This is a genomic window from Leptolyngbya sp. FACHB-541, assembly GCF_014695875.1.
GTDB lineage: Bacteria > Cyanobacteriota > Cyanobacteriia > Elainellales > Elainellaceae > JAAUTN01.
The window spans coordinates 56,904-83,765 of the sequence record NZ_JACJPC010000109.1; the positions used below are offsets into that span (position 1 = coordinate 56,904).

The following is a 26,862-nucleotide window of genomic DNA, read 5'->3' on the forward strand; positions in this document are numbered from 1 at the left end:
CTTACAGACTTCGATGCAGCTGTTTCAACTGTCGCAATAGCAGGACTAGCTCTCTTGCACTCAGATCAGAGCGCCCTTTTCCAGCAAAATGTTGGGCAATCCAAATCGATTCCTGAGCCGCAATCCACCCCAATCGTTCAACTTCAGACTCAATTGCATTCAGGAGCACCTGCACGGATTGGGGTGGAGAATTGGTTCGATTCTCTAACATCGTCCGTCGTACAGATGTACTATGACTCTCTGAAACAAGGGCAGGGGCAGGTGGAAGATCGATTCCCGGCAACTCAAGGGACTGCTGAATAAATACCTCTCTCGCTTGCAGGCGATCGCCCTGCCGCTGCTGCACCTGGCGGAAGTAGTTCTCGTCCGGTGGGGGTTGAGTTGAAGGAGTGCCTTGTTTAGCCTGCTGACTTTGGAGGGCAATCTTCCTCAGAATCTCCCGAATCAGTGCGGGTCCTGGTTCAATCACGGGCACGTCGGCAGGTTCGGTGGGTTGCAGTTCCGGCGTAGGCTGCGAATGCTGAGAAGCATCACCTGTGGATACCCCCCCGGACCCCCCAACAGCCAGAAGGTCGATCTCACCTGCTTCCTGCGCTGGGGGCGCAGAAGCAGGCGGGCATGAAAGCTTATTGGTAGCGATCGGGTGGTATTGCTCTTGGGGTAAGGATTCTGGGCAATTTGAGTTCTCCGAATTCGGCTCAGTTGAGTGGTATTGCTCTTCTAGCAAGGGATTTAGGCTCTCTGGGTGCCACAAGTCCCGGTTTTTATCCAAGGTTTTGTTGCCGATTTTATAAGCCCGGATAGCGTTTCTGCGAGCCGTTGTTTGGGTTGGCAAGGCATTCTTTTCGAGCAGGTTGGCGATCGCCTGTCGGATTCGCTCTTTCGCATCCTGGGCTCGCTTTTGATTTGGCGTTGGTTCTTTCGGCTCTAAGGAATTGCGATCGCCTCCTGGAGGCAGGGGTTTCTTTGAGCCATACGGGTAATACCGACGCTCGGCGGCGCGTGCCCAGGCTTTAGCGAGTTGATCCACCTCATGCTGGTGTCCACAGAACTCCTCAAACCCAGGAAGGGAACGGATTACTTCAGCAATTCTATTGGCTAAAGCTTCGCCCTCTAAAGGTTTACCTCCATAGATGGCGTGATAGAACACCCGCTCCCGATTCGCAACTTTCGCAAAGAGAGGTTGAGTCTGTCCTGAATTGGTAAAGCCGCCGTCAATGTCGTTGCACAGGTCACTGTAATACTTCCGTCCAGAGACCTTTAGCTTTCTGCTGTAAGTTTTGCGTTGGGCAACCTGTACAACGAGATCAATGTTCTGCCGCGATACGGAGTTCTTTTGCTGGGCAAACCGCCACTGCTGAACAAAAGCAGTCTGGGTGGTGAAAACTCGCTCCCACTCCTGATTAAGCAGATAAGACCCCTGCTGGAGCGGCAACCTGTGTCCGGTGTAGTTCGTTTGAGCGTCAGAGTAGGGCTTAGGATTCGGGAAGATTTCAAGCTGCCCTCCCTGAAACTTGAACCCCTTGTTCTTCAGTAAGGTTTTTGCAGCCAGAGCAATCGCCCATGAAGCCTGGACTTCCTCAAACGGGAAGTAGAGATGCAGCCCACCACTGCTGGAGCTGGTGACCGCAACAAAGCTGACCAATCCCAATGGCTCTAGTGCCTCAACCATGTTCCAGATCGCGAAGAGATCTTGTTGAGGGTGGTAGTTGCTACGAATGTCGATGTCGAGCATGAGGTATTGAGTAACCGCCCCAAACCGCACACCGAACAGATAGGCTCCCTGCTGGATGGTGCGATCGCTCAAAAGATGTCGACTTTCAGTCTTCCACTGCGGGCGCTTACCGGGTTTAGGGTGTTCTGCCCAGAGGTAATCGCCGCGATGGGGAAAGAGTTGAAGAAAATCGTCATTCCACTCCCGAACGAACTCGAAGCGCTGCGGAACAGGACGTTGTGCAGGGGAGGCGATCATGATTTGCCTCCCCGCCGATTAAGCAAGGAGAAAACGTTTCTCATAAGAATCTCCGATGAGTGACTTTTGGTTGTAGCGAGTTAAGAAGTCACCGGAGTTTCTTTAGCAAGCAAAAATTCATATAAAAACTATTCCTGGGGCTTGAAACTTGATCCCAAGATGTTAGAATTTGTTTGCATGGCGAAGCGTCGTCATGTAGGAGATGGATTCCCTTATCGGGCTATCCAGGCTACATACCGAACAACACATTGCGGAAGAAAGTTTCCTAGGCTTGCCTCACCGCCTTGTGTACTCCTAATCGGTGACTTCAATGAATACTTCGTGCGACCCCTGACTGCTACCAACAGTTGGGGGTTCAAACGTATTGGGGCACCCTCCTCAATAAAATCAACATTCTTACTTTCCTCCTGCGAAACGCTATCTAACCTATTTGATGATTTGGATACAACAAGTTTAAACAGAGCTTAGTACTTGTGAACTAGACAACATCTAGTGGACACAACTCTAATTTGAGATATCCAACCTCCATAGATAGCAGTTTTTAGGGTTCAAACAAGATCAATCTGAAGATCAATTTTGGTCAAGCTTCAAACGATTGAACGAGAAAATTTACCGCCTCCTTTACTCTGAGCATTCATCTACTTACCGTTGATGTCCTTTCCCTGGTCGTGCTCCTTGGCAGCTTTCAAGGCTAGCCAAGCAAGCAGATTCGGGACAGATCTGGCTTCGTCGTCCGCCCATTGTTGCAAGATGCGGTACGTCTCATCATCTAGGCTGACCGTTATCCGCTTGACCAACTCTTCTTCCTCGATCTTGTCTGCCATACAGTTTAGTGTTTGATCAGATCGATCGGAGGATTTATGGTTATTTATGTTATTTAGCATAACCTTATGCTAATTTATGATCACAGCTTTCGCTGAAAAAGTTTTGATCGTTTCTGCTATTTAGAGGTAAACATCATGGAGAATTAGCCATTTCCCCTGTAGTTCGGCTAGAGCAAATACCCCAGCCATCGCCAATGCCCAAATTTGAGTCAGGACGGAGTGTGACATGGCTCCTTGTAGCGACAGACGCTACACCCCCGTAAGGGACGTCGTTTACGGCAATGAAGGCAGCGTTAAGGAGATTGGCTTTCACTATGCGATCGCATAGAACTATCTGAGCCAGAGAAGAATGAAGCTGACAAAAGCTCACCGATTTAATGACAGCAGAGCTTTGAGATCATTACCTGAACTACATCGTCATCACCTATTGAGACAAGCAGATTGTTATGGCAGAAACCCTAACCTCATCTACCGAATTCTCTTTACCGCTACCCGAGAAGTTTCCACACAGTACCTCTACGCCTAAGTTCAATCTAGGAGACCAGGTCTGCTGGCATCCTTTACCAAGTGGAGACTTTGGCACCATTGTTGGGTTGCAATATGTCCCAGCCAGTCACCTGAGCGCATGGTCATGGCGATATCTTATTCTCCTCTCCCCTGCTAGTCCCTCTCGTGCCTGGGTGCAAGCTGATCTAGCCTGGGAGGACGACATTCGCTTGCAAGGGTTTCCCTAACGACCCTCGCCCTCATTCAGACTGCTGCTGTTGCTTTGGAAGAAGAACAACGATGAGTCCTCGCAACTTGGGACAGCATGAACTAAAACTGTTCCATTTCTACACCCACTGCCAGCTTCAGATGTCCCACCTTGATTTTTATGCCAAGTGGGATGTCACTCATGCTCAAATGGCGCAGATCTGCGGCTGCTCTCAACCCACCGTAGACCGCTGGTTTGCCGGGTCGGGCAACTACCGTCCGCCTGAGCCTCTCTACTTACGTCGGCTTGCGGAGATGGATTTGCTTTGGGAGAAATACTACAAAGTTCCCCCCAGTCTCAGGCGACATCTTTGCCCGATGCTCCGCACCAATGGGAAAGAACCCTCACGGTGATAGGGAAGGTTTGCATTATCAGAGTCTAGAAATCTAGTGTGAGGGTTATTCGCCCGTTCTCATCCTCCACCCTATGCCGATTCAAATCCATCTAGAACGTCGCTGTTGCCATCTGTCCTCGCTCGAACAGTCTCTCGCTAAAGCTGCCGCTAGCAGGTATACGATGCGCTTCCAGTTGCAGTCCCGACTTGCGCTCAAGCAGATGAGCTACAGCCTAGCTGATCCCTTGCAGATTGAGGAGAACCTCTTGAAACGGATGATCACTAAGTATTCTGAGCAGTTGGTCTATCGACCCCTGGAGGAACTGCAGTACTGGTTTACTTATTCCTGTGGGGCTTTTTTGGAACCGGGCTATCCTCCCTTGTTCTATAGCCGCACCCAGAACAAGGTGGTTGCTCCGAATAAGAGCGCCGTGGCAGGGATTGGAGAGGGGATTGCGGGATTCCTGATCCAGCGGCTCTACGGGTGCCGCAAACTTGCCCGCCCCAATCACGACTATCCCGATATTGTGATGGAGGGGGACGGCAAGATCTATCTGGTGAAGTCAAAGGCGACAACTCAGTCTATTGCTGAGATTAAGCAGGTGATTGAGGAAGAGTTGATTCGGATGGCAGCTTATACATCTGCTTGCGCTGAACTAGATGCTCAACCGGTCGTGGGGATATTGGTGGGCACAGCATTAATCAGCGAGAGCCAATACTATTGCTACCTGGCAGAGGTGGGCGTATGAGAGCCAAGGTGTTGTCTCAGGAAGAGTTCGTCTTGCAAAACGTCGTGGCGATCGCCCGTTGCCTGATGCAGCGAGAGGTCGAGCAGCACAGTAGCGGTCTGGAGTTGAGCTTAGTCGAGTTAGTGCGCGAGCAAATGCGAAGCCTGGCAAGGGAGAGTGAAGGCGACCAGACAGCGAACTTATTAGAAGCGGCGATCGCCATTGTCCAAAAGCAGGTGCAGGGGAGATTGCAGGAGGATAGTGTGCAGTTCAACTTCGATTCCTACTTAGCGAGTGTGCGAAGGACGTTAAAGTTTCTTGCCAGAGAAATCGCCCAGTTGGGGGAGCGGTTGAACCAGTCGAGGAAGATGCAGCGATTGGGGGAGCGAAGGAGGTTGATCAGTCAATCTCAAGTGCCGTTTGAAGTCGCAGAGGTAGGACTACGAGGTGCGATCGAAGGGTTGTTTGCTTTTCCGCTAACGGAAGTGTGTGTTGTTGATGTTGAGCAAGTTCAACCTCCTTATCAGGTGCAGGGAGAGTGGTTTCCTTTTCTAGTGACGGCGGAATCTCAGTCTCTAGAGTTTGTGGTGGATGATGACGGCAGCATCTTTGTCGCAACCGAGAACCTGCCTGAGCGGCTGCTCGAATTAGCAGGAGAAGGGTTGATGGAGCTGGTAAACCAGTTGTATACGCATCCTGGAGCAAATCTATAGCAACTATTCTGATTCTCTAGCACTCGCTTTATGACTAGCTAACTCAATGGCTACTGATAGACCTGCGGTGATGACCTAATTTGAACTCACATATTTATCAACTGCGAGAAACCGCCTAACTAAATTGTTTATTCTCATGTGCGCCTATTTTCGGAATTGTCTTTCCTCACTACAAGCCGAAAGACAATTCACTTTTAATCATTAACCAAGATCTACAGATTTTCATCATGGCAAATCACGCTACTTATTCTAAGGAACAGGACTACGCCTGGTTGGTGGCGATTCCAAGGCGGCAAGAGTTTACTGAACCCAAGTTTCATTTTGGTGAGAGGGTCAAATGGTGCGGAGAGGATAGCAACGGTATATGGTGTTGCCAAACTGGACGCATTATGGGGATGCAGTTTAGTCCCTCACCGGGATGGCAATATTGGGTCGTATGGGACAGTGACGGCATCCAATCCACCACCGGGTCTGACGCAACCTATTTTGCAGAATTTCACCTCACCCTGATCAAAGATTCTGCTTCGGTTAGACAACATTTGAAAGGGGAAACAGAGTGGTTGAACACTCAACAGGCAGCAGACTGCCTGGGAATTTCAGCCGAGCAGCTGCGGAAGCTGCGACGTAGAGGCTGGCTTAAGGTTGGACATCACTGTCGAGATACCAGTGTTCCTGGCTCAGGGCTATCTCGTTGGCAATGGCACGTAGGGCGTTGCAGCAAGGCACTAGATACCCCTCCAGAAAAGCGCCCTGTTCTCAAACTATAATTCTTTCCTCAGTTAACGAAAGGGGTAGGAGTTCCAAGAGAAAGGGCACTGATGCCTACCTATGTAAGCCTTTCACCGCTATTGATACTCGGATTTAGCAGGACGAAATGGGAAACGTGGCAGGTAATAACGGAAAAAACGGCTGTATGCTTTGCACATGAAGCTTTCAAGGATTCTTTGTCCTATTGCCCGATAACTCGGGAAGAAGGTCTTGGGAAATAACCTGTTCGACGCTAAAGTTTTGATTTTTGCTTTATTTATAAAAGAGCTCAAGCAAAGTTTAGGCAAACTTAGGTATGTATAAGTGCTTGTAACTATTGCTAGAAAAGGGTTTCAGAAGTTGCATAGCACCCTTAATTAATTATTTCTTTACTGCTCTTAACAATTTGTTACGTTCATTAAAATCTCACAGCAAAATAATAAAAGGCACCTTTTCCTAATTCCCAGGGCTATCAAGTAGAATTTAATTTCAAAAAAAAGTTTAATTACTTTATTTCACTCTTGATCGCTAGGATGCACATAGGGCAAGCTCTTTAGCCTATATTAACCCTTCTCAAAAGGTAAGTAAGCCCAGGTAAATTATAAAGAAATGTTTCAAACCATTGACGATTGGAGCCTTTTCCAATCTATTCTGATGGTATAGCAAACAACGCCCGCTTCCAAATTTCCTCAGCGCTTCACCATTAGGGGAATTTAGCGGAAAACCAAATAACCTCTATCCCAAGCTTTGCTTTGGATAGCGCAGATTTTAAGCAAATTTTAAAGGTTTCTACCTCGGCACCTGTGTCCGGGTGGATTGTTCTGGCTGAGTGATCGTTGCTGGCGATCGCTTAGCTACTTCTTGGTGCTGAAAAGGAGCAGCACTATGCGATCGCCAGCAGATGTTCCCCCTAACCACGCCAAGATTCCACGATGAAGACTGACCTGAGCAAGTTTAAGCTGGAAACGTACAAAGATATTAGCCAAGTGCTGAAAATTCTAAATATTCCAGGGTCGGTTTTTCCCCGTGGTCGCAAACTCTACTTAAAGCGGTTACTCCCGCCAAAGCCCTACGAAAAGTCGAAAAAATGGAGACCTCAGGAAATTGCAACTGGATGTTTTAATAACCCTTCCTACTTCAAAAAGGTCATTCTATTTGCAATCCAGGTAGACAAGGAATGCGCCGAAGATAAATTTGACTGGCGTAAATACCAGAAACGCAGTTACGACAGCGATCGAATTGACCAATTAATCCTTAATTATAAAAATGGTTATTTAGGTAACAACCCTTCTGTTAAAAAATTAAAAGCTTGGAAGAACGGACCGTGGCAGTATCTTAGGCGTCTTTTGCCAGAAGAAATCAAGAAAAATCTGGCAAAAAAGCTAGAAGAAGAAATCAAGGAAGCCATCGAAAGAAACGAATACTGACTTATAACAGATTAGAACTATGAATACAGAAAAAAGTCAAAATTTAATCCTGACAAGAGATGGAATCATTGAAGTTATCGAAGCGACTGAGGAAAATAGTGCGGCTCGGCAAAGAGCTTGTAAACACTTTAAGAATTTTGTAGATTACACTGGGCTGCAATTTGACATTGATTTTGAGAAGTTGGGAGGTAACTACTCTAACAGAACCGTTGATCAAAAGGCGAAGAGTATTATTATTCCATCAGATGAGAGGCTTGTTGAGGTAATCGATGAATTACCCGACGATCCTTGGAAGAATATTTACAAAGTAGGACTTATCTACGGGCTTCGCAACCATGAACATTTTTTTGCAGATCGTACTCCTTTAAAAGAAGGTAAAGATTACATTCTCATCCCCGAACATACAAAAACCGGATTTCGATATTGTTATCCAAATTATCCTGAGTGGCTTGATGAATTTGAGCTGCGTCAAGCTCAGTTTCCTGAAGAAATTGAGGATTTTAGAAAGCAATATGAACAAGCACCACAACGAACTTCTGATTCAGTTGAGAGTACTGAGTTAGGAAAAATTGTTAGTGGAAAACTCAAATTGCACAAGTATTTTCCAGGTGGTAGATACTACTTTCTTCGCTACGCTTGGGTGAGAAGATCAACTATTGATAATCCAATGGGAGAAGAAGAAGCTTCTAATTCATTGGGACACTCAGTGCAAACACATCGAAATATATATCGTCGATGGATATCAGTTGAGGATTTTCGTAGGAGTTACGAACGCTTCAGAAATAACCCAGTTCGAGCAGCTGCACCAAAACGCTCAAAACGAAATTAAATTGGAGTTCATGCAGAGAACTGCTATACAAAGCACGTAGAGTCTATAAAACTCTTCCTTGCAAGTCCCCTATAAACGATTCAGGTGAAGGGATCAATATGGACTTTTGACTATGTGGTTATGAATTGAACATTTACGCTTATTTTTACGCTCTTTCTAGTACAGATTCAACATGATCCAACTGTATTTAATGATGTTGCTATATTGCATATCAGAAGAAAAATTGACCAAAATCAAAGAGTTAAGCAGCCAAATGTATACAAATGCTATCAAACAGCTATACGTATACTTTCCATTCCTGAAAGTGCATGAGGTTCAAAACTCCTTTGAGAAAAGCGTTTCAAGAAGTTCTAAATCTTATTCCGCTAATTCTTCACCAAAGCTTGGTCAAGGGTCTTTTAATCTCTAGCAGTCAGATACTTCTTGCCGAAAAGATGACGATCAGGCTACACGCCAATAAACAAAATGTTTTTTGTATAGCAAACTGTATAGCAAAGATGCAGAAAATGTCTGGAAAAAATAAACAGATTAACATTCGAATCAGCCAAGAAATTTATGATGCTTTAGAGTTTGAAGCAAAGAAGAGAGGAACAACTATAACAAATTTATGTTGTCAAGGAGTTAATTTCTTGATAGCAAATCTACATTCAAAACAAATCAATGAAGCTTTAAAGAAGACTTATAGCAATGAAGTATCTAAAACACTTCAAGGAATTCAAGGTTCACCAAGTTTATCCTTAAGTTTTGAAATGTCGAAGCTAAAAGAACTGGAAAATCGTGTCTCTAATATCGAACGTGCGTTAGTTCGATTATTTGGAGTGATTTCTGATCAATCTCAAAGCATCCTCATCAATAAGGACCAAGAACAATCTTCACATCGAGATTCTGAAAACTCTAAGGAAGCATCAAAAACTGACGAGAATTCACCTGATTTCGTAGAGCAAAACACTGACACAACAGATGAGCCTTAAAACAATGGTTTCAGAAAATCTAAGCGTGGAGGAGAAGTCGAAGCATCGACATAAAATGCTACTTCTGTAAAGAGAGGAACTCCAAAAACCAATAAATCTGAAAGACTTACTCATTGCCCACATTGCCATTCATCTAAAATTTCAAAGAATGGGCACGACAGATACGGTCAGCAAATGTATCGCTGCAAAAATTGCAAAAAAATTACCGTACTGGCTCAGCCGTAGAAGTCAATTGCGACGACAGTCCTAGCGCGACAATTCACTAAAAGTGTTCCGCAACCGGGCAAGGTGAATTTAGGCTAATTAAGCCAGCTCGATGACATTAGACACCACGTGCTGGGACACACAGCATAATCTTGGGTATCCATCGCATCCAATTCTCGGCATTGAATGGCGGCTGCCAAAGCCGGATCAGGTGCTTTTCACATTCAGCCCTTCTCTGTACTGGAATCTTAGAAACCCACGATAGAGCAATACTGCTCTCTTCTGCATATCCCAAGGCAATGTATGGGGAGATAAATTGGGAGCAGTGATGATAACTCCAGCGGCTCCTTAATGACTTTCGCGTCTCACCAATATACAGAATGATTTCATTGTGCGTATCCAGCAGAAAATAAATGGATGACGAACGGCTCTTTGGAAGGTTGAGGAAATCACGTTCGCAGGGGTGCAGTATCAATGGGTCAACTGTAAGTCTCGTCATGAGGGCATCTCTCTCCATGCCTTGCTGGGCTAGCAGATTTGAGAGACCCTTTTTGACGACTCCGCGCTGATGCCGAGCAATATCGTCAATCCAGTATCTATTGATGTTGAAGTTTGAATTGTCCTGCGGTGACTGTAAAGCGACCATACACTCAGAATCAGAAGGATGGGTAGATGAAGTAACGTACCAATCATGTTCTCTAAGTGCATTAGGAACCTGCGGGGAAATCGTGAAATTTAGGAAACCGTGTTTCAAGTACTGGTTGTAAATTCGTGTTTACACCGTGGACAAATAATTGTCCCTGTCTGTCCTGTAGACACTCGTAATTTCCCATTGCAGGTGGGGCATTCGATGATGGTTTTGGAAGAGCCGTTGGAACTATATCCCTGTGCAGCTATCACAATTCGGGCACAGGCTTCTGCATCTGAGAGAGCCTGGTGGTGGTCTAACTGAATTCCCAAATACTCGCAAACATTAGGCAATCTAGTAGGGCGAATGTCCCAAGTTCTGCGAGCGAGTTGAACGGTGCAGATGAAGGGTTGCGGGGGTCGAGAAATTTCATAAGCATCACAGCAGGCGTACAAAACACCTTTATCAAAGGGAGCATTATGGGCTGCCAGAAACTCTGCACCCTGCAGAATCGGAGAGATAGATTTCCAAAGCTCACCAAAGGAAGGTTGATCCGCAACATGACACCAGGCAACACCATGAATGGAGGTGAACCGAAAGGTTGAACGAGGTGGACGAATCAGATGATGCACCCGTTGCACAATCTGGTAGTTCTCCACCCGAATTAATCCGACAGAACAGGCACTATCCCTGCCGTTATCTGCGGTTTCAAAATCCAGAGCAACAAAGGTTGTCATCATCAATCATCCAGCATGAACGCAAAGCTATGATCCCATTGACTATCGTTCCCGAAGGAGGACAGATACTTGAGGGGGAGGAGTCTAACCCGTCCATTCTGGCACCTGCTGATCGTACTTCAGTCTTACCTGCTGCATCATAATACCTGTAAAGAGATCGTCCAGGGCAAATGGATCAGCCACGTCAAATAGCCCCGGCAGACTGGCACGCGCTTCATGGGTGAAACGTACAGGTATTAGTGGATTAACAGCTTGAAGATAAGCTGCATCCCACCAGAATTGAACCCGCTCCTCGGCAGAGCGCAAAACTTCAGCACCTGGCAGGCGATCGCGCTTCTGGTGTTGATTCACCCTGCGGTCGGAGGGCATCAAGTTCCACAGGTCATCACAGGCCCACGCCGACCAGGGGAAACAATGATCCATGTCCAGCGATTGTTCGTTTAACCGCTTGCCGCTCCAGACACAGAACAAATCCTTGCAGGACAATAGCTCGATTGCCCGTTGCCGTGCGACTGTGACATCTCGGCTGGGATCTGACCAGGTCATGGCGGCTGCAAGTTCTGCTTCGTTGAGGGGTCGCCCCTGTCCCGATGCATATCCTTTCATCAGCCGAATCCACTCCGCGATCAAGGCGGGCTCAACCCAGACCTCAAAGCGCAGTAGGGCTAACCAGATATTTTTGGGGATGAGCAATTGCCCGAAGCTAGCAAGATAGGCTGTATCAATCAGAATTTCAGGGGGCGTGAGCAGCCGGGAGCAGCGATTGACTTTTAGAATCTGACTGCCATTGGGATAGGTCAGGTAGTGAGCAGGCATCTCCGCGATCGTTTTCACGGCTTCTTTCAATGCCTGATGTAGACCTTTGGCGGCTGTACCTGAGAACCGCGCACCGATTCGCAAGTCTAAGTGAGAGGTAGAACTAAGTGATCTAAATCCTTCCCCAGCAAATCCCAACCCCTTAGCTCCTCGATTTGTTGGATTTTGAGGCAAGTCTGCCTGAAGTAAAGGTTTGAATAGGCGAATCCAGTAGAGGGCGACCAATCCCAGGGGAACACTGACATACTCGTCGTCCAGGTGGTGAGCGGTTCCAGCCGTGCTGTCTGCTATCCGGCAAATTACCCGTAGAAGCGCCAGTTTATAGGTGGACGATTTGGAGTCGTTCAGAATGATGTGTCGCAGCAGGGGCAGGGCACCTGTGCCGTCATCGGGCAGGGATATCGCAATCTTCGTCCAGGAGACATCCGAGCGAGCCAATTGATCGGGCTCCTCAACCTTGCGGACAATCGTTGCTCCATGCTCTCGTGCCAGACGTTCAATTTCTTCCCAGCTCACCCCATAAATCTCACGCTCTGCTTCAGCCTCCCCATGCCGCAGGGTAATTGCCAAAAGTCCACCCGGTTTCAGCAGGGTGATTATCTTGCGGAATGCCCGTGAGCGCTCAGCAGGTGGAATGTGCATCCAGACCGCACTGAGGAGAATGAAGTCAAATGCCATGCCCAAGCGGTGAACCTTTTGCAACACCGGGAGATGATCATCAATCCAGCGAATTCTGGCACTTGGATGCAGTCTTTGCCCTTCTTCTCGCATGGCAGCCGCTGGCTCAACTGCAATCACTTCATGTCCTTGAGCCGCTAACCAGGCTGCGTCCCGACCGCTACCAGCTCCGATGTCCAGCACCAAACTGGGGCGAGCGGGGATGAGTTCAAGCAGCCAACGATGAACAGCCTCTGCTTGAAGACTTTCGTAGCGCGGGATGACAGTAGCAGCATGTTGCTCGTACCACCCGATTGAATTCAACCTTGAATCACCTCACCTGGATGGTCTGATTGCAGCCTTGACTCGTTTGTCTTAGCAGTGCTGATTCAGTTAAAGCACAAATCCTCGAGCCACTTCCAGTTTCCTGTAGATCGAAAATATGGAACAACATTTAGGAAGGGGTAGTGCATTTACGTGAAGGACAGAGAAAAAAACGTAGTTCTGGAAGCCCTGCTGGGCAGAACCTCTAGAGATTGCGATCCCTCTCTATCCTTTAAGAAGTAGGAGTGATCCTATTTCTTCTCCCTATCCCGACCTGACTACAACTTCTGAAGAAACAGTCCGCTTTACTGTAGATCTGCCGCTCTCTCTGCATTGCAGTTCTTAGTCCTCGCCGAGTGTTGAGGAATCAGCATCAGCTGAACTTTTTCGGCTGATGCTTGAGAAGCTCCAGTTAGGGGCAACCCTTCAACCTGCACTTCTGAAAGAAACCGAGCAAGTTTTTTGTTGAACAGAAAGTCCTTTGTCTGATTGGGAAAAATGGACATTAGGCAACCTGTAATCGCCAAAACACCCCCAATACGACAGGGATCTACGGAATGAAACCGATCAAATGGGCTTTGGTGCTGTTATCGATCAGTGCGATCGCGGCTTTATTCGGAGCGGGATGGCAGCGCTGGAGGCAATCACAGGGAATTGATACCGAGTACTGGCAGGCAGGGGAAGTCATTGACGGCGACACGTTCACAGTTCAGCAGGGTCAGACGGCTGAAACCATTCGGCTCTGTGGGATTGATGCGCCGGAGTCGGAGCAGCCGCTTGGGACGGAGGCTGAAGCTCTGGTAAGAAGCTTGGTTGAGGGTGAAGAGGTCGGCATCGTTCCTGTAGAGCGCGACCGCCATGGTCGCCAGGTTGCTGAGGTATTCGTCTCTGGAGGCGGTGAGGAAGAAACGTTTGTTCAGCAAGAGCTACTGATGGCGGGGCTGGCTTACGTTTACCCCGAGTATGTGGAGGGTTGCCCTAATGGTGAATCGATGCGAATGGCGGAAGCGATCGCCCAGGAGAACAAGGTTGGGGTGTGGTCGGGCAATCATCAGCGCCCCTGGGAGTATCGTCGGGCGCAGCGGGAATAATCACAGGGTAAACAAAGCGTTTACGTGTTCATAGAACACCTTGGGCGATCGCTCCTGATGCTGCGATCGCTCTTTATGGGAATTGTTACATTCAATTGTTGGAGCTAATAAGGAGCAGTAGACAGCATAGTTAGAACTTTGCCCGAGGCATTGTTTGGTTTGTTGCTAGCTAATGTTGCTGCTTACTAGAAGCCTGGAAGGGTGAAGACTGTCCGTGAGATCAGGGAAGGATAACCCAGGGAAGCTGACTTGCAGAGGCTTCAGGCAATCGTAAAACCCACACCACTTCTGCGGAAACTGGCAGTAGAGCTCTGAAGAACTCAATAAATATTAGGTTATGCAGAGCAACAATTTTACTGCCGCCCAGTACTTGAATCATTTCACCTACGGAACTCCTCAAAATCAGCCATGCTAAACCCTAAACGCCTTCTCGCTTGGGGAACAACAGCACTATTATTGGCACTTACCGCTGGATGCACGGTGGCTCCGGATGAGACGCTGCCTGACTCTATGCCGGATGGCGGTACCGCTGATAGCGTCCATCTCAGTTTTGGCAATCCTAGCAATGCTGGCGAGGATGACCCCGAAAATTACTTAATGGTTAAACCACAATACGCATTGTCCTACAACGACAGCAAACGGATTGCAAATTGGGTAAGCTGGCAACTGAGCCCAGACTGGATTGGGGAAGCTGAAAGGCAAGACGACTTTCGCCCAGATGAAACCCTGCCTGAAGACTTTTACCAGGTGACTCCACGTGACTATCGGCAGAGCGGTTACGATCGCGGGCACCTAGCGCCTTCTGCGGATCGAACTGCAACAGAAGGCGACAATTCTTCTACCTTCGTGATGACTAACATGATTCCTCAAGCCCCAGACAACAACCAGCAGACCTGGCGGGGATTAGAGGATTATTCTAGGGATTTGGTGGAGGAAGGCAACGAGCTGTATATCGTTGCTGGCAGCTATGGAGAGCAAAAGCGGATCGGCAGCGGGCAGGTCGTTGTCCCGACGAACACCTGGAAAGTGGTTGTGGTGCTAGAACCAGGCTCAGGCATCGAGGACATTACCGAAGAGACACGGGTGATTGCTGTGGATATGCCCAACCAGGACGGAATCGATCCCGATTGGGAAACTTACGTTGTCTCAGTAGACGAGATTGAAGCAGCTACCGGCTATGACTTCTTATCGGCTGTGCCAGCAGAGATTCAAGCAGTGATTGAAAGTCAGGTTAGCCGTTAAGTCTCAACTACTTGGGTGGAAAGTCCTACCCAATTACCAGCAGGCGAGCGCCCGACGACATAAACATCGATTTTGACTTCGCCAATGCGGTAAACCTGGATGTCACTGAAATACTGCTTCAGCATCTCTAACAATTCTCGGTAGCGTCTGACATCTTCCCGCTCCTCATCGCTATGCCATTTCTCTTCCTTAATGGCACGTTGGAGAAATTGGTCGAGGCTGATGACTGTGACTGGAGTATCGGCTGAGTGCCCTGTCCTCTGAAGTACTGTCTCTGTGTCCAAAGCAGCTTGAGCCTTATCTTCCCAGCGAAACACCTCAAATGGGTAATCAGACTCGCTCATCCAGTAGAGTCCATCGGTCAGTTGCTTGAGCTGCTCCAAAAGCGTTGGCTCATCAATCGAGTCTGTCATGCTGCCAAAATTGGTGGAGGTCTTGACCAAAGTATGTCATGCCCCTGAGCAATCCGCCCGCCAAGTCTCGATACTACCAGTAGCTCTCCTAAAAAGTAATCCCCAACCATCTTGCGATAGCTAGAGATGTGTCAATCATCAGGTTGCATCTACCGCTCATAGGATGCCCGAGTAGGAGTGAGCAATCTCGTTCAGTCCCAACTAACAGCACTTTTGAGCTACTATCCTGTTCTTCTGGGTACTGTCGCAAAAAATTTTGGAAGCACTATGAGTGAAGTTGAAATACACGTACTACAACACTTCAGATAGCCTTTTGAAAAGATTTTGCGACAGTACCTGACGATGAGCTCAAGCAAAAAAACAGTCGGTTGAACGGTGCAGCTGCTTGGCATATCTCCGGCACTGGCTCAGTTCTTCAAGTAGTTACAAAATGAGCATTCTGGGCATTCTTAGGACACTCATTGTGCATCTCGTGGGGATAGTTAATGTTCAAAAGCAGGCAGGAACTCAAACTAAAGCAGCATCCTTTTTGCAATACAACCGTTTAAACTAGGACTCTTAATAGAAGAGGAGCCGCACTAACCATCGATGTCACAAACTCTTGAAGGTCAAACTTCACAAGATATTTGAACGCATCCGCTAAGTCTTGTCCGCCCTCAACTAAGTTGAGACTTTCATAGAATGCTGTTATGTAGTCTCCTTCTTTAACTGCGAGAACTGCATCCGCTAAGGATTCACCATCTGGAAAATCAGCCAGTTTAAAGGCAGTAGATAAAGCCTCTTCATAGTTTTCCTTTTGTAAGTTGTCAATGATCTTCACCCAAGTTTGACCATCAGTAAAACGACCTAAAGTCATAACAGTAGATAGAGCATCAAGGTATTTACCTTCTTTAACAGCCCAAACGGTATTAACCCATTGAGTTGCATCACGAAAACCTAAGTTAGATAACCCCAATTGAAGAGCTTGACGATCATTGGCAAGATTTCCATCTTTTAAATCCCTAACCCAACTACTCTGAATAACCAGTTGATTGTTACCAGAGAGAGCAATTAAAATATCTGCCGCTTGATTGGGTTTTCCGTCTCGAATAGCTACCGTTAGATTAAGAAATGCATCGGCTTTAGCTTGATTAATACCGAGGTTTGTAAAGCCTATAAGTTCTAGTCCAGTTTTGAGGGCCTCTTTGTAATTTTGGTCAATTATGTCCCATGCTATATCAACAAAAGAATTGGCGTTATTAAAACCAACTTTGCTCAGAGCAGCATTAATTGCACTCTCCCAATTATTATCTGCTGCCATGGACCAAGCTACAGTAACGAAAAGATCGGCTACTGTTTTTTGCATTCCAAGATTTTCAAGGGACTCTGAGATAGCTCCTTGGTAATCTGAATCTTTAAGTTCCCAAAAGACATCTACAGCAAACTCTACCATTGCAGGAGTGATTACGTTTGTTGCTCCATAAAAGGCTAGAGCTGAATTGATTGACTCTTCAAGAATTCCCTTTTCATCCCCTTGGGCAGCTTTAATGACTCCATCTATCACACCTACAGCAGTGCCTAGAACAGGAATCTTTTTCAAACCATCAACAATTACTTCAATGTCTCCTTGCTTAACAGCTTCGACTGTATTTACAACAACTGCAGCAGGAAGAGTATATGGTAAAAGAACAATGTCAATGACTTTGTTATCGGGTATGGAATTCTCGATATCAGAAACAACATCTTCAACCTTGTCAGCAACCTCCTCAACCTTGTCGAAAAGTTTGTTTACGACGCTTATGAAGCTTGCCCGTGCAGCCAAGAAATTGGCTCTGAAATCTGTAGCTCCAATTTCTTTGAGTGCGCCAACTATATCACCATAACCTCCACCTAAAGACTTCACTATATCAGCGATTGTAAAATCGCTTACGGCATTACCGCTATCCCAAACAGCTCTAGCGACATCGCTATAGTTAAAACCAATACCTGGTGCATTCTTTACTGCATAACCAATATTCTCATTGGTGAATCCCAGGGCTCTCATGGCTTGACCCATGTTTCCTTGACTCGCACCTTCATTCCAGAGAAGGGCTGCAAGTTGTCCTCCAGTAATGCTATGACCGCTATTCCACAGTGCTAGAGCTGTATCAATGTAGTTAAAGTCAGTAGGACCATCGACCATAGCATCTGCAATGGTTGCTAGGTCATAGCCAAGATTCCTGATTGCTTGCCCAATATTGCCTTGGCTAGCACCTTCATTCCAGAGAAGACCTGCAAGAACTCTTGTGTCAAGGCTATGACCGCTATTCCACAGTGCTAGAGCTGTATCAATGTAGTTAAAGTCAATAGGACCATCGACCATAGCATCTGCAATGGTTGCTAGGTCATAGCCAAGATACTTGATTGCTTGCCCAATATTGCCTTGGCTAGCACCTTCATTCCAGAGAAGACCTGCAAGAACTCTTGTGTCAAGGCTATGACCGCTATTCCACAGTGCTAGAGCTGTATCAATGTAGTTAAAGTCAATAGGACCATCATCCATAGCATCTGCAATGGTTGCTAGGTCATAGCCAAGATTCCTGATTGCTTGCCCAATATTGCCTTGGCTAGCACCTTCATTCCAGAGAAGACCTGCAAGAACTCTTGTGTCAAGGCTATAGCCACTATTCCACAGTGCTAGAGCTGTATCAATGTAGTTAAAGTCAATAGGACCATCGACCATAGCATCTGCAATGGTTGCCAGGTCATAGCCAAGATTCCTGATTGCTTGCCCAATATTGCCTTGGCTAGCACCTTCATTCCAGAGGAGACCCGCAAGAACTCTTGTGTCAAGGCTATAGCCACTATTCCACAGCGCTAGAGCTGTATCAATGTAGTTAAAGTCAATAGGACCATCGACCATAGCATCTGCAATGGTTGCTAGGTCATAGCCAAGATACTTGATTGCTTGCCCAATGTTGCCTTGGCTAGCACCTTCATTCCAGAGGAGACCCGCAAGAACTCTTGTGTCAAGGCTATAGCCACTATCCCACAGCGCTAGAGCTGTATCAGTGTAGTTAAAGTCAATGGGACCATCAACCATGGCATCTGCAATAGTTGCTAGGTCATAGCCAAGATACTTGATTGCTTGCCCAATATCTCCTTGGCTAGCACCTTCATTCCAGAGGAGACCCGCAAGAACTCTTGTGTCAAGGCTATAGCCACTATCCCACAGCGCTAGAGCTGTATCAATGTAATTAAGTTTAGTTCCATCACTGTTAGTAATACCATCATCTATAGCGTCAGCAATCGTTTCTAAGTCCCAATTGAAATACTCAAATATCTGACCGATTTGTTGTTGGCTTGCTCCCCCATCCCAAAGCAAATCGGCAAGCTTTCTTGTGTCAAGTCCGTAACCGCTATTCCAGACAGCTATGGCTGCATCAATATAATTTAGATTAGTACCATCAGTCTGTGTAATTCCCCATTTAACAGCATCAGTAAGTATTTCTAGGCTCAAACCCAAATAATTAAAAGCTTGACCAATTTGTTCTTGACTAGCATTGTTGTCCCAGAGTAAGTCTGCAAGCTTTCTAGAATCAAGACCATCAGCACCACTGTAGCCACTATTCCACAGAGCCTCAGCTACCTGGTGGTAAGCAAGATTAGTCCCGTCAGCTTTTGTAACTCCCCATCTAACACTATCAGCAATTGTATCTAAACTTAAGTTCAGATACTTCATTGCCTGACCAATCTCTATGGGATTAGCACCCTGATCCCATAGTAAATCTGCTAGTTTTCTCGCATCAAGACTATAACCACTGTTCCAAAGAGCTATAGCTACATCGGTATCATTAAGCCCAGTTCCATCACTCTTCGTAATGCCCCGTTTAACACCGTCGGCAATGTCTTCCAGGCTGATGCCAACATGTTTCATTGCCTGTCCAATTTCTGTGGGGCTGGACCCTTCATCCCAAAGCAAATCAGCGAGCTTTCTCGCATCAAGGTTATACTCACTATTCCAAAGGGCAGAAGCAGCATTAGTAGGGTTGAGACCAAGGTTCCCAAACAGAAACTTGGCGAAATCAACTACTGTATCAAAGGTCGGCCTTGGACCAATTATCCCGTTACCATTTAGGTCCCTGTTAAAAGTTATCTCCATTGCCTCGCCTTCAGATTGAACAAATGTGAAATTGTTCTGGTCGAGGGTTTGGGCTGATACTCCTATCAAAGTCGTAACTGTCTTTCCTTGAAACGTAACAATAGTATTAGCTTTCTGCTGAGTCAAGAGCAAATCTTCAAACTGACCTACTCCAGAAGCATCGATTACGCCAACTAGATCAGTGCCCACTTGAAAATCAGTAATACGAATATTACTGCCGCTGGAAGCCCAAAACTTGTCTGCGCCGGTTCCCCCAGTTAATGCACTGCTACCATCTTTTGCCCAAAGCGCATCATTTCCTACACCGCCAAACAGTTTATCACTGCGACCAGCAAACAAAATGTCGTTTCCAGCGTCACCCTTAAGAACATTTCTCCCCCGTCCTTTGGAGGCATCTAAAACATCATTTCCTGCCCCTCCAGACAGTACATCTTTCCATTTAGCGAAGAGTTTATCGTTTCCCTTACCACTATTGAGTACATTATTTCCTCTACCACGCCGAGCGTCCAGAATATCGTTGCCTGATGTTCCATTCACTCGCTGGTGATGTCCAGTAACAATCAGCTTTTTCCCTTTCGAGCTCCTTAGGTGAGTAGATGAATCTACAAATTCTAAAGCTGGCGATCGCTCAATTGAGATACCTGTTTGCCTGCTTGGTTCCAGCAAGGAGTTTGTTCCTAATACATCTGGTGCATTAGTGAAGTCAGTAGAACCATTAGCAAGTCCACCATGAAGCGAAAGAGAATCAGCAAACGACATGATAAATTGGACTCCGTAAGTTATTGAAGTTTTGACTAATTTCGTGGAGGGGCAGTCTATAAGAGGATAGGTGCAACGTTGCACCGTTTAGAGATTGTTGAGCAATGACAAGCAAATAACGTGGGCAAGAACTGAGCCAACTGACGAATTGCTTGTTTAACTATGTCTGACGCTTTCCATGAAAGGGATAGAATGTTTTCTGATTTGCGTATTTACGTAAGACAAAAATCAGCAGTAATATTTTTTACTGATACAGCTTAAACGATAAAATAAAATCTGTCAGTATGATTGCTTAGATGTTTGAGTAAATTTTGTTTAAGCTTCTCAGTAGTAATACAGTCAAGAATGAAGATTAATATTGATCTCCCTTAAGAGGTGGGTGCAACGATCTACCATCTCTTCACCCAAACTATTTGTTCAATTAAGGATTATTTAAATAAATTGTCGCGTTAGGTGCCACCTACTCATTGATATTGTAAGAGAGCCTAAATTTGGACCATAAGAAAGATAACTGTAGTGTGAATGCTACAGTCATGCCGTTCTACACCACAAATGCTTCAGTCACAATTGATCCCTCAAACTGAACCTGTACCGTAAACACTTCCCCGGCAATGGCATCAAACTCTAGCTGAATGTAGTTATCGGTCTGACGCGATTCGGCTTCGAGGAATACTGAATTCGTATTGTCTAAAACCACTAACTTTATACCGTGCGGTAAGTAGGTTTTGAACTCATGATAAAGCTGCAGGCGAATGTTGATCTCTTCCAGCTGAGGCATCAGATTCACAACAAGGAGCAGAGGCTGTGCTGCTGCTTGGATACCAGCATGAATGCGTTTAGCACGTCGAACGAGGTTCGGTTCAAGAACTGCGGCACTGCCCCGAAACCCATAGGCAAGCTGATTCTGAGGAGCTAGCAGCGACTCGACCGTCTCCCAGCCTACCTGAAAGCGGTCCTGAAGCCACTGACTCAATGAGGTGAGCCGATCGCTCATTTGTCCCATCATCTGTTCTGAAATTATAGGTTTCGCCATCGCCACAGGATGCAATAGGCGATCGAGATGATCGAACAATTCTTCGGGTGGTTGAAGCTGATTTAGAGGTAATTCTTCATCCTCAACGGTTTCCACAAATCCCAGCAAATATGCTTCGTGCTGCAGCTCATTGATCTGAAGCACAACATAACCAATACGCTCGTGCCAAACCTCCGGTGGGATTGGACAGGTCACAGCATTGCTAGAAACCGAACGACACTCAAGCCGCCCCAAACCTTCAATTTCCAAATCAGCAACGTTTGCCATAAGCTGGGTTACTGGATTCCAACTATCGCCTGATAGACTTGTATCAATACCCATCAGCTGCAAGTAATCTTGCATGACACGAACCGCTAAGGTATTAAGGCGAACCTGACTTGCTTTCTGCAAATTGGGTTGACGTTGGGCAAAGCGATCGGCGGTTGCAATTGCAGATTGGGAAATTGGTAAGGGAATGGCGAATGTCATATCAAATGCGTTGCTCTGCGTCATGGGTTAGCACGCCTCCTTTAGATATATCCCTCAGACTCACCAAATTTACGCAAGCGAGGCATACATTGCCGCTGGTAGAAGCTGCTGAGTGTAGAGACGTTTAAACCAAATTCTGCTGACAGGTCTTTCCAACTTGTTTCGGGGGGCAGTCGTCGCAAAATGAGAAGTTGACAATTTACTTGGGTGTGCCCTTCGATGTGAACGCGCCGCAGTTCTCCACCATCGTCAGTTTTTGCCCAAGTACTGACTTCATCCAACAGGGGCGGAACATCGGGTTCTGCAGCAAGGTTGGCAATGGGGTCCATTTCTTCAACATCACCCGATCGAGTTTGCCAAGTTTGAGGGGTGGCACGGGTAGCTTGCTGCTTCTGTGTATCAATATAAAAATCTTGCAAGCGGCGTTTTAAGTAGGCGTTGAGCCAAGTGTGAACGGTACTCTGGCTGGGATCGTAACGGTTGCCGGTTTTTGCCTCGCAAACGTTTTGACAGAAGTAAACCCAGGTTTGCTGAAGCGCATCAGCGTAATGAGGAGAACTATCGCGCCAGAGCTTGCTGGAGGAAAGCCGAATCACTTTAGTCAGAGCACGTTGCCGTTTGGGGCTGCCTAGAGGATGCTGACAAGCTTCTATCACGAGTTCTCTTAGCTGTTGGTCAAGTTCACCCATTCGATTGTCAAATGTTTCAATGGACAGGAACGCTGATTGGAGAAAAGCAGATGCCCTGCTTGATTGTAAGGTAAATTTTCTCCTCGATTCCCCCTTCGTCAAGTTTTCTTACATGCTTATGTTTTTCTTTGCTAGTGACAATCATCAACAGGCAATCGTGTCAGCCCGGTCGTACCCTAATTGATTGCTATCGTTAGCGTCTCACAGCTCTAACCAACTGATACACCTGTTGACTCACTAATTGGTTCAAAATGTAGGTAGATTTTGTTAGGATCGCACTAATTTCCAATACGGGCTGCTGGAGCGTGACAAATTTTCACCTTTTCCTTAGCTTGATAGGCCAACAAAATCTCAGCATCACTACTTAGTTGCCAAATCTCAAGAGCGAACTTCAAAGAGCGCTGAGCATCAGAATTTCCTGGCAGATCTGAATGACACATTGTCATGACACACCGAAGACACTTAGAAGCTCGGAGAGCGTATTCTACTTCGTTTCAAGCTCTCTCTCCGAGTCCTTCTACCACGCCGTTGTGAATAAGCCAGGTTAGCCACAAGAAACGGGGAAGAACCTGAAGTTAGTGGAATCTTGCACCTTTGGGGTACCCTTGCTGAAAACTCGCGTTAATATTAGTTTCGCCACCAAACTATCCAAAAGCTAAGGTGCAGGGCAAAATGACGAAGGCATGGAAAAAATCTTTGGTTTGAGGGTAAAGAGAATATTGTCTTAATTACGGCTTATGACGCTTTTGTTACAATGGCTAAACGTTTCACCCAGTACTTAAAACTTCATCAAAAGTTTGTTTTTTTGCCTCATTGCATAATTTTTTTGGTTTGTTCCGATAGATGTTTAGATGAGCATCTCATCTAAACTTGTCAGTTCTAAATCTCCTTTCGATTTCTCGTATTAGGAGAAAGGGAATGTCTTTGAATGCAGTTAGCAATGTAGCTTGAAGTGCTTGCCTCAATAATCAACAAGAGATTTATTTCTCTAAGTGATCGCAGCATGTAGAACCTATTCTAAATCTATTTATTTCCTGTAAATGTGTCTAGAAAATAGGGGAAATTACCCGAAAATAGAATGGGCAAAAAGCAATACCAAGTAAGGTGTATGCCAAGCCCCTGTTAATTGACATGTCGTCCGATTTAGTGCCTATCTTGAAGCTATGCAAACAAGCATCAAATCTGCTGTCATACTTTCCCTCATCACGTTTTTCTTCACCAGTTCTGCACTGGCCCAAGTTGAACCGTTTTCGTCTGCCCCTGAAACTCTAGGTTCTAGAGAGGATTCAATTCACTTTGTTCCTGCTGTCAATCAAAGTGCACCCCGTTCAGGACGATCGCGCGGTGGCGCAAGTCGAGGAAATTGCCCCAACAAACCGCAGACATTGACGGCACTAGTTCCTAATGCTGCAACGACAAATCAGGAGGCATCACCGCCAGATCTAACGGTATCTGAGCGTCCCACCTTCTGGTTCTACGTGCCCTATGCTCTTTCAACAGAGCGTCCGGCAGAATTTGCGCTGCTGAATGATGCAGGGGAGTATATCTATCAAACTAGAGTTACAGATATGGCTGACTCTGGTGGTATTGTCCGAATTAGGATTCCTGATAATGCACCTGCTTTAGAATCTAGTGGAATTTACAGCTGGACGTTTCAAGTGCTTTGTGAATACAGTAATCCAACCGACATTTGGGGAAGCGTCGAGCGAATTCAATTGAGTTCTGAGTTAGAGACTCAGCTTCAGCAGTTAACTACGCCTATTGATCAAGCTGCTTTCTATGCTGCAAATGGTATTTGGTACGATGCGCTTAACGTTTTAGGGGATTTGTATCAAACTGAGCACCCTGATCCTGCAATTGCAGCAGGTTGGGCAAGCCTTCTTCAATCAGTTGGACTGTCAGCTATTTCAACTGAACCACTATTAAACTGCTGTTCTGCTCCATAAGCAGGCATCCTTGATCACCAGGAGAAAACCTGTGAGTAAGCTGGTTGTTCTGAAAATTAGGGAAGGCAATTTTGAGCAAGGATTCCCAATCACCCTACAAATTGGTGAGGAAAGCACAGATGAGATCGGGCGACTAAGCTACCTGCCAATTGCTGAACTGAGTGGAAGACTACCCGCAAATTTAGACTTGCAAATTCTTTGTCAGCAGTGGCAGTCTACCTATCGACAAATAGGACTGAGTCTACGGCTGAGTGCCCCCAAGCAGCAGATTACGAATGTTTCTGTAACTCAGGACTGCCAGGAAGCTGCACAAGCATTTCTGAAATTATTCAATCAATGGATGCGGTCCGAGGGAGTGCGAGCGATTCGAGAAAAATGGCTGGAACAGTTGCAGCCTCAGGACAAGATTCGAATTATTCTACAAGTGGAAAACGCTGAACTGCAGCATTTTCCATGGCATTTGTGGGAGCTAGTCGAGCGATATCCGCAGGCTGAGCTTGCCCTAAGTGCACCAACCTTTGAGCGAATTGATCGTCTTCCTTCAACAGGGCTTAAAGCAAGAATTTTGGCGATCTTAGGAAACAGTGAAGGCATTAATGTAAACGCTGATCGCGCCCTTTTAGAACAGCTCCCTGATACAGAAATTTGCTTTCTTGTCGAACCTGATCGTCAAACATTAAATGATAAGCTGTGGAACTATTCTTGGGACATTTTGTTTTTCGCAGGACATAGCAGCAGTGAAACGAAACAGGCAGCAGGAGAAATACAGCTTAACCTGACCGATAGCCTAACCATTCCTCAACTCAAATATGCGCTGAGGAATGCTGTTGAACAAGGGTTGCAGTTTGCCATCTTTAACTCTTGTGATGGCTTAGGGCTTGCTCGCGATTTGGCAGAACTTCATATTCCCCAGGTAGTTGTCATGCGCGAACCTGTGCCGGATGCCGTCGCTCAACATTTTCTGCGGTATTTCCTGACTGATTTTGCTCAGGGTAATTCTTTCTATTTAGCAGTGCGATCGGCGAGGGAAAAGCTGCAAGGTATCGAGGAGCAATTTCCCTGCGCCACCTGGCTCCCGGTTATTTACCAGAATCCAACAGAATGTCCCCCAACTTGGCACCAGCTCACCGGACAGCTTACTTCCGCCGACCTTCCTACATCTAATCCATCCCATCTCCAAAACAACCCAGATACCAGAATTAAGCAATTGCTCAGACGAGCTGTTCGGATGGGAGCCGTAAGCTTGTGTGTTGCTGCCGCTGTGGTTGGCATTCGATCGATTGGATTGTTGCAATCAGTTGAGCTATTTGCCTTTGATCATCTGCTGCGGTTACGTCCGAGCGAACCGATGGATGGTCGATTGCTGATTGTCACGATTGATGATGCAGAACGACAGCGATATGGGGCAGATTTACCGGACTTAGGAAGGATTTCCCTATCTGATCACTTCTTGAATGAGCTGCTGCAAAAACTAACGGCTGCTCAACCTCGTCTGATCGGACTAGATCTCTATCGCGACTTTTCGGTGGATACTAGCGAGAACGATTTGGTGAATCAGTTTCGACAAAACAATCAAATTATTGGAGTTTGCAAAGCCCGATTTGCCGGAGGGGACAGCATTGCACCGCCGCCTGATTTGTCAGTCGATCGGGTCGGATTCAGTGACTTTGTGCATGATGCTGACGGAATACTGCGCCGCCACCTACTGTTGATGACTCCAGAATTGGTCGATCCAAACAGTCCTTGTACCACGCCCTATGCCTTCAGTGTGCAGATTGCTTCGCGCTACCTTCAATCTACAAATGTTGCAGTCAATTTGAGCCCGATATCCTTACCTCAGTTTGGAGCTGTTTCAATTCAGCAACTCCAGCCTACTAGCGGTAGTTATTGGAACGCAGATACGCTGGGAACCCAAATTTTGTTGAACTACCGCATGGGTGAACTGGCTCCAAAAGTTTCTCTGACCCAGGTACTCACAGGATTGGTAAACCCGGAGGCGATTAAAGATCGAATTGTCTTAATTGGGGTGACGGCAAGCGAGACAGACGATTTCTGGCAAACACCGATTGAATCTCAGATGCCTGGAGTAATAGCTCAGGCGCATATGATTAGTCAGATTCTAAGTGCCGTCTTAGATAACCGTCCCCTATTCTGGGTCTGGTTGGACTGGATAGAGTGGCTCTGGATTGCCACATGGGCGGTCGGTGGAGGGTACATTGCAGTTCTGGTACAGTCGCCCGTTCGTTTAGTAGGGGCGATCAGCTTGATGGGAAGCATTCTCGTTCTTATTGGTTGGGGTGCAATGATTCAGTCAGGTTGGATTCCTCTTGTTCCAGCAGCAATTGCGCTGGTAATGAGCAGCGGCATCGTTACAGTATGGCACCTTAGATTGAATAGAACTGCTAAAGCCTGATTTGAGAAAGGTGCTCGTCCTTA

General features: G+C 46.5%; 22 protein-coding genes. 12 read left to right on the forward strand and 10 right to left on the reverse strand.

Annotated elements, in window-relative coordinates:
• Window position 1: 1 nt before the first annotated feature.
• The gene (locus H6G00_RS22420; RefSeq protein ID WP_190798453.1) at window positions 2-1,972 is read right to left on the reverse strand and encodes a hypothetical protein; all 1,971 of its coding nucleotides are present in this window, start codon (window positions 1,970-1,972) and stop codon (window positions 2-4) included.
• Between the two features lie 638 nt (window positions 1,973-2,610).
• On the reverse strand, window positions 2,611-2,796 hold the full coding sequence (locus tag H6G00_RS22425) for a hypothetical protein (RefSeq protein ID WP_190798454.1): 186 nt from the start codon (window positions 2,794-2,796) through the stop codon (window positions 2,611-2,613).
• Between the two features lie 446 nt (window positions 2,797-3,242).
• Here H6G00_RS22425 and H6G00_RS22430 point away from each other — a divergent pair, with 446 nt between their 5' ends.
• The 5 genes from H6G00_RS22430 (at window position 3,243) to H6G00_RS22450 (ending at window position 6,092) form a co-directional block, all read left to right on the forward strand.
• Window positions 3,243-3,530 (forward strand): hypothetical protein, encoded by a 288-nt coding sequence (locus tag H6G00_RS22430; protein ID WP_190798455.1) that lies wholly within the window; start codon window positions 3,243-3,245, stop codon window positions 3,528-3,530.
• A gap of 52 nt (window positions 3,531-3,582) precedes the next feature.
• Complete coding sequence (locus H6G00_RS22435) at window positions 3,583-3,903, forward strand: helix-turn-helix transcriptional regulator (protein WP_190798456.1); 321 nt, start codon at window positions 3,583-3,585, stop codon at window positions 3,901-3,903.
• 73 nt (window positions 3,904-3,976) lie between these two features.
• Window positions 3,977-4,633, forward strand: coding sequence for a hypothetical protein (locus H6G00_RS22440; RefSeq protein ID WP_190798457.1), 657 nt, complete (start codon window positions 3,977-3,979; stop codon window positions 4,631-4,633).
• Window positions 4,630-5,325: a hypothetical protein gene (locus H6G00_RS22445; protein ID WP_190798458.1), complete on the forward strand. Its 696-nt coding sequence runs from the start codon at window positions 4,630-4,632 to the stop codon at window positions 5,323-5,325. The genes H6G00_RS22440 and H6G00_RS22445 overlap by 4 nt, the downstream gene beginning before the upstream one ends.
• Before the next feature lie 227 nt (window positions 5,326-5,552).
• A complete protein-coding gene (locus H6G00_RS22450; protein ID WP_190798459.1) occupies window positions 5,553-6,092 on the forward strand; it encodes a helix-turn-helix domain-containing protein in 540 nt (179 codons plus the stop codon).
• A gap of 769 nt (window positions 6,093-6,861) precedes the next feature.
• On the opposite strand, the gene H6G00_RS36210 is transcribed toward H6G00_RS22450, so the two are convergent.
• Entirely contained in the window at window positions 6,862-6,990 is a 129-nt protein-coding gene (locus H6G00_RS36210) for a hypothetical protein (protein ID WP_277881939.1), read from the reverse strand.
• A 14-nt stretch (window positions 6,991-7,004) separates the two neighbouring features.
• On the opposite strand from H6G00_RS36210, the gene H6G00_RS22455 reads away from it, so the two are divergent.
• From H6G00_RS22455 to H6G00_RS22465, 3 genes are all read left to right on the forward strand, one after another.
• Window positions 7,005-7,499: a hypothetical protein gene (locus H6G00_RS22455; RefSeq protein WP_190798460.1), complete on the forward strand. Its 495-nt coding sequence runs from the start codon at window positions 7,005-7,007 to the stop codon at window positions 7,497-7,499.
• Window positions 7,500-7,518: 19 nt separating this feature from the next.
• Complete coding sequence (locus H6G00_RS22460) at window positions 7,519-8,328, forward strand: hypothetical protein (RefSeq protein ID WP_190798461.1); 810 nt, start codon at window positions 7,519-7,521, stop codon at window positions 8,326-8,328.
• 326 nt (window positions 8,329-8,654) lie between these two features.
• A complete protein-coding gene (locus tag H6G00_RS22465) occupies window positions 8,655-9,299 on the forward strand; it encodes a hypothetical protein (RefSeq protein WP_190798462.1) in 645 nt (214 codons plus the stop codon).
• A gap of 954 nt (window positions 9,300-10,253) precedes the next feature.
• Here the strand turns inward: H6G00_RS22465 and H6G00_RS22470 are convergent.
• From H6G00_RS22470 to H6G00_RS22480, 3 genes are all read right to left on the reverse strand, one after another.
• The gene (locus tag H6G00_RS22470; protein ID WP_190798463.1) at window positions 10,254-10,868 is read right to left on the reverse strand and encodes a 3'-5' exonuclease; all 615 of its coding nucleotides are present in this window, start codon (window positions 10,866-10,868) and stop codon (window positions 10,254-10,256) included.
• Between the two features lie 84 nt (window positions 10,869-10,952).
• Window positions 10,953-12,665, reverse strand: a complete 1,713-nt coding sequence (locus tag H6G00_RS22475; RefSeq protein ID WP_190798464.1) for a class I SAM-dependent methyltransferase — start codon at window positions 12,663-12,665, stop codon at window positions 10,953-10,955.
• Between the two features lie 305 nt (window positions 12,666-12,970).
• Window positions 12,971-13,171 carry a hypothetical protein gene (locus H6G00_RS22480; protein ID WP_190798465.1) on the reverse strand — a complete coding sequence of 67 codons (201 nt, stop codon included), beginning with the start codon at window positions 13,169-13,171 and terminating at the stop codon, window positions 12,971-12,973.
• A gap of 51 nt (window positions 13,172-13,222) precedes the next feature.
• On the opposite strand from H6G00_RS22480, the gene H6G00_RS22485 reads away from it, so the two are divergent.
• Both H6G00_RS22485 and H6G00_RS22490 read left to right on the forward strand, forming a co-directional pair.
• Window positions 13,223-13,756 carry a thermonuclease family protein gene (locus H6G00_RS22485; protein WP_190798466.1) on the forward strand — a complete coding sequence of 178 codons (534 nt, stop codon included), beginning with the start codon at window positions 13,223-13,225 and terminating at the stop codon, window positions 13,754-13,756.
• A gap of 408 nt (window positions 13,757-14,164) precedes the next feature.
• Window positions 14,165-14,998, forward strand: coding sequence for a DNA/RNA non-specific endonuclease (locus tag H6G00_RS22490; RefSeq protein WP_190798467.1), 834 nt, complete (start codon window positions 14,165-14,167; stop codon window positions 14,996-14,998).
• Here the strand turns inward: H6G00_RS22490 and H6G00_RS22495 are convergent.
• From H6G00_RS22495 to H6G00_RS22510, 4 genes are all read right to left on the reverse strand, one after another.
• Entirely contained in the window at window positions 14,995-15,411 is a 417-nt protein-coding gene (locus tag H6G00_RS22495; protein ID WP_190798468.1) for a nuclease A inhibitor family protein, read from the reverse strand. The two genes, H6G00_RS22490 and H6G00_RS22495, sit on opposite strands and share 4 nt — an antisense overlap.
• 544 nt (window positions 15,412-15,955) lie before the next feature.
• Window positions 15,956-20,290 (reverse strand): hypothetical protein, encoded by a 4,335-nt coding sequence (locus H6G00_RS22500; protein WP_190798469.1) that lies wholly within the window; start codon window positions 20,288-20,290, stop codon window positions 15,956-15,958.
• A 541-nt stretch (window positions 20,291-20,831) separates the two neighbouring features.
• Entirely contained in the window at window positions 20,832-21,815 is a 984-nt protein-coding gene (locus H6G00_RS22505) for a DUF1822 family protein (protein ID WP_190798470.1), read from the reverse strand.
• Between the two features lie 17 nt (window positions 21,816-21,832).
• Window positions 21,833-22,480, reverse strand: a complete 648-nt coding sequence (locus H6G00_RS22510) for a sigma-70 family RNA polymerase sigma factor (protein WP_190798471.1) — start codon at window positions 22,478-22,480, stop codon at window positions 21,833-21,835.
• Window positions 22,481-23,643: 1,163 nt separating this feature from the next.
• Here H6G00_RS22510 and H6G00_RS22515 point away from each other — a divergent pair.
• Both H6G00_RS22515 and H6G00_RS22520 read left to right on the forward strand, forming a co-directional pair.
• Window positions 23,644-24,426, forward strand: a complete 783-nt coding sequence (locus H6G00_RS22515) for a DUF928 domain-containing protein (protein ID WP_190798472.1) — start codon at window positions 23,644-23,646, stop codon at window positions 24,424-24,426.
• Window positions 24,427-24,457: 31 nt separating this feature from the next.
• The gene (locus H6G00_RS22520) at window positions 24,458-26,839 is read left to right on the forward strand and encodes a CHASE2 domain-containing protein (protein ID WP_190798473.1); all 2,382 of its coding nucleotides are present in this window, start codon (window positions 24,458-24,460) and stop codon (window positions 26,837-26,839) included.
• The last annotated feature ends 23 nt before the right edge of the window (window positions 26,840-26,862 follow it).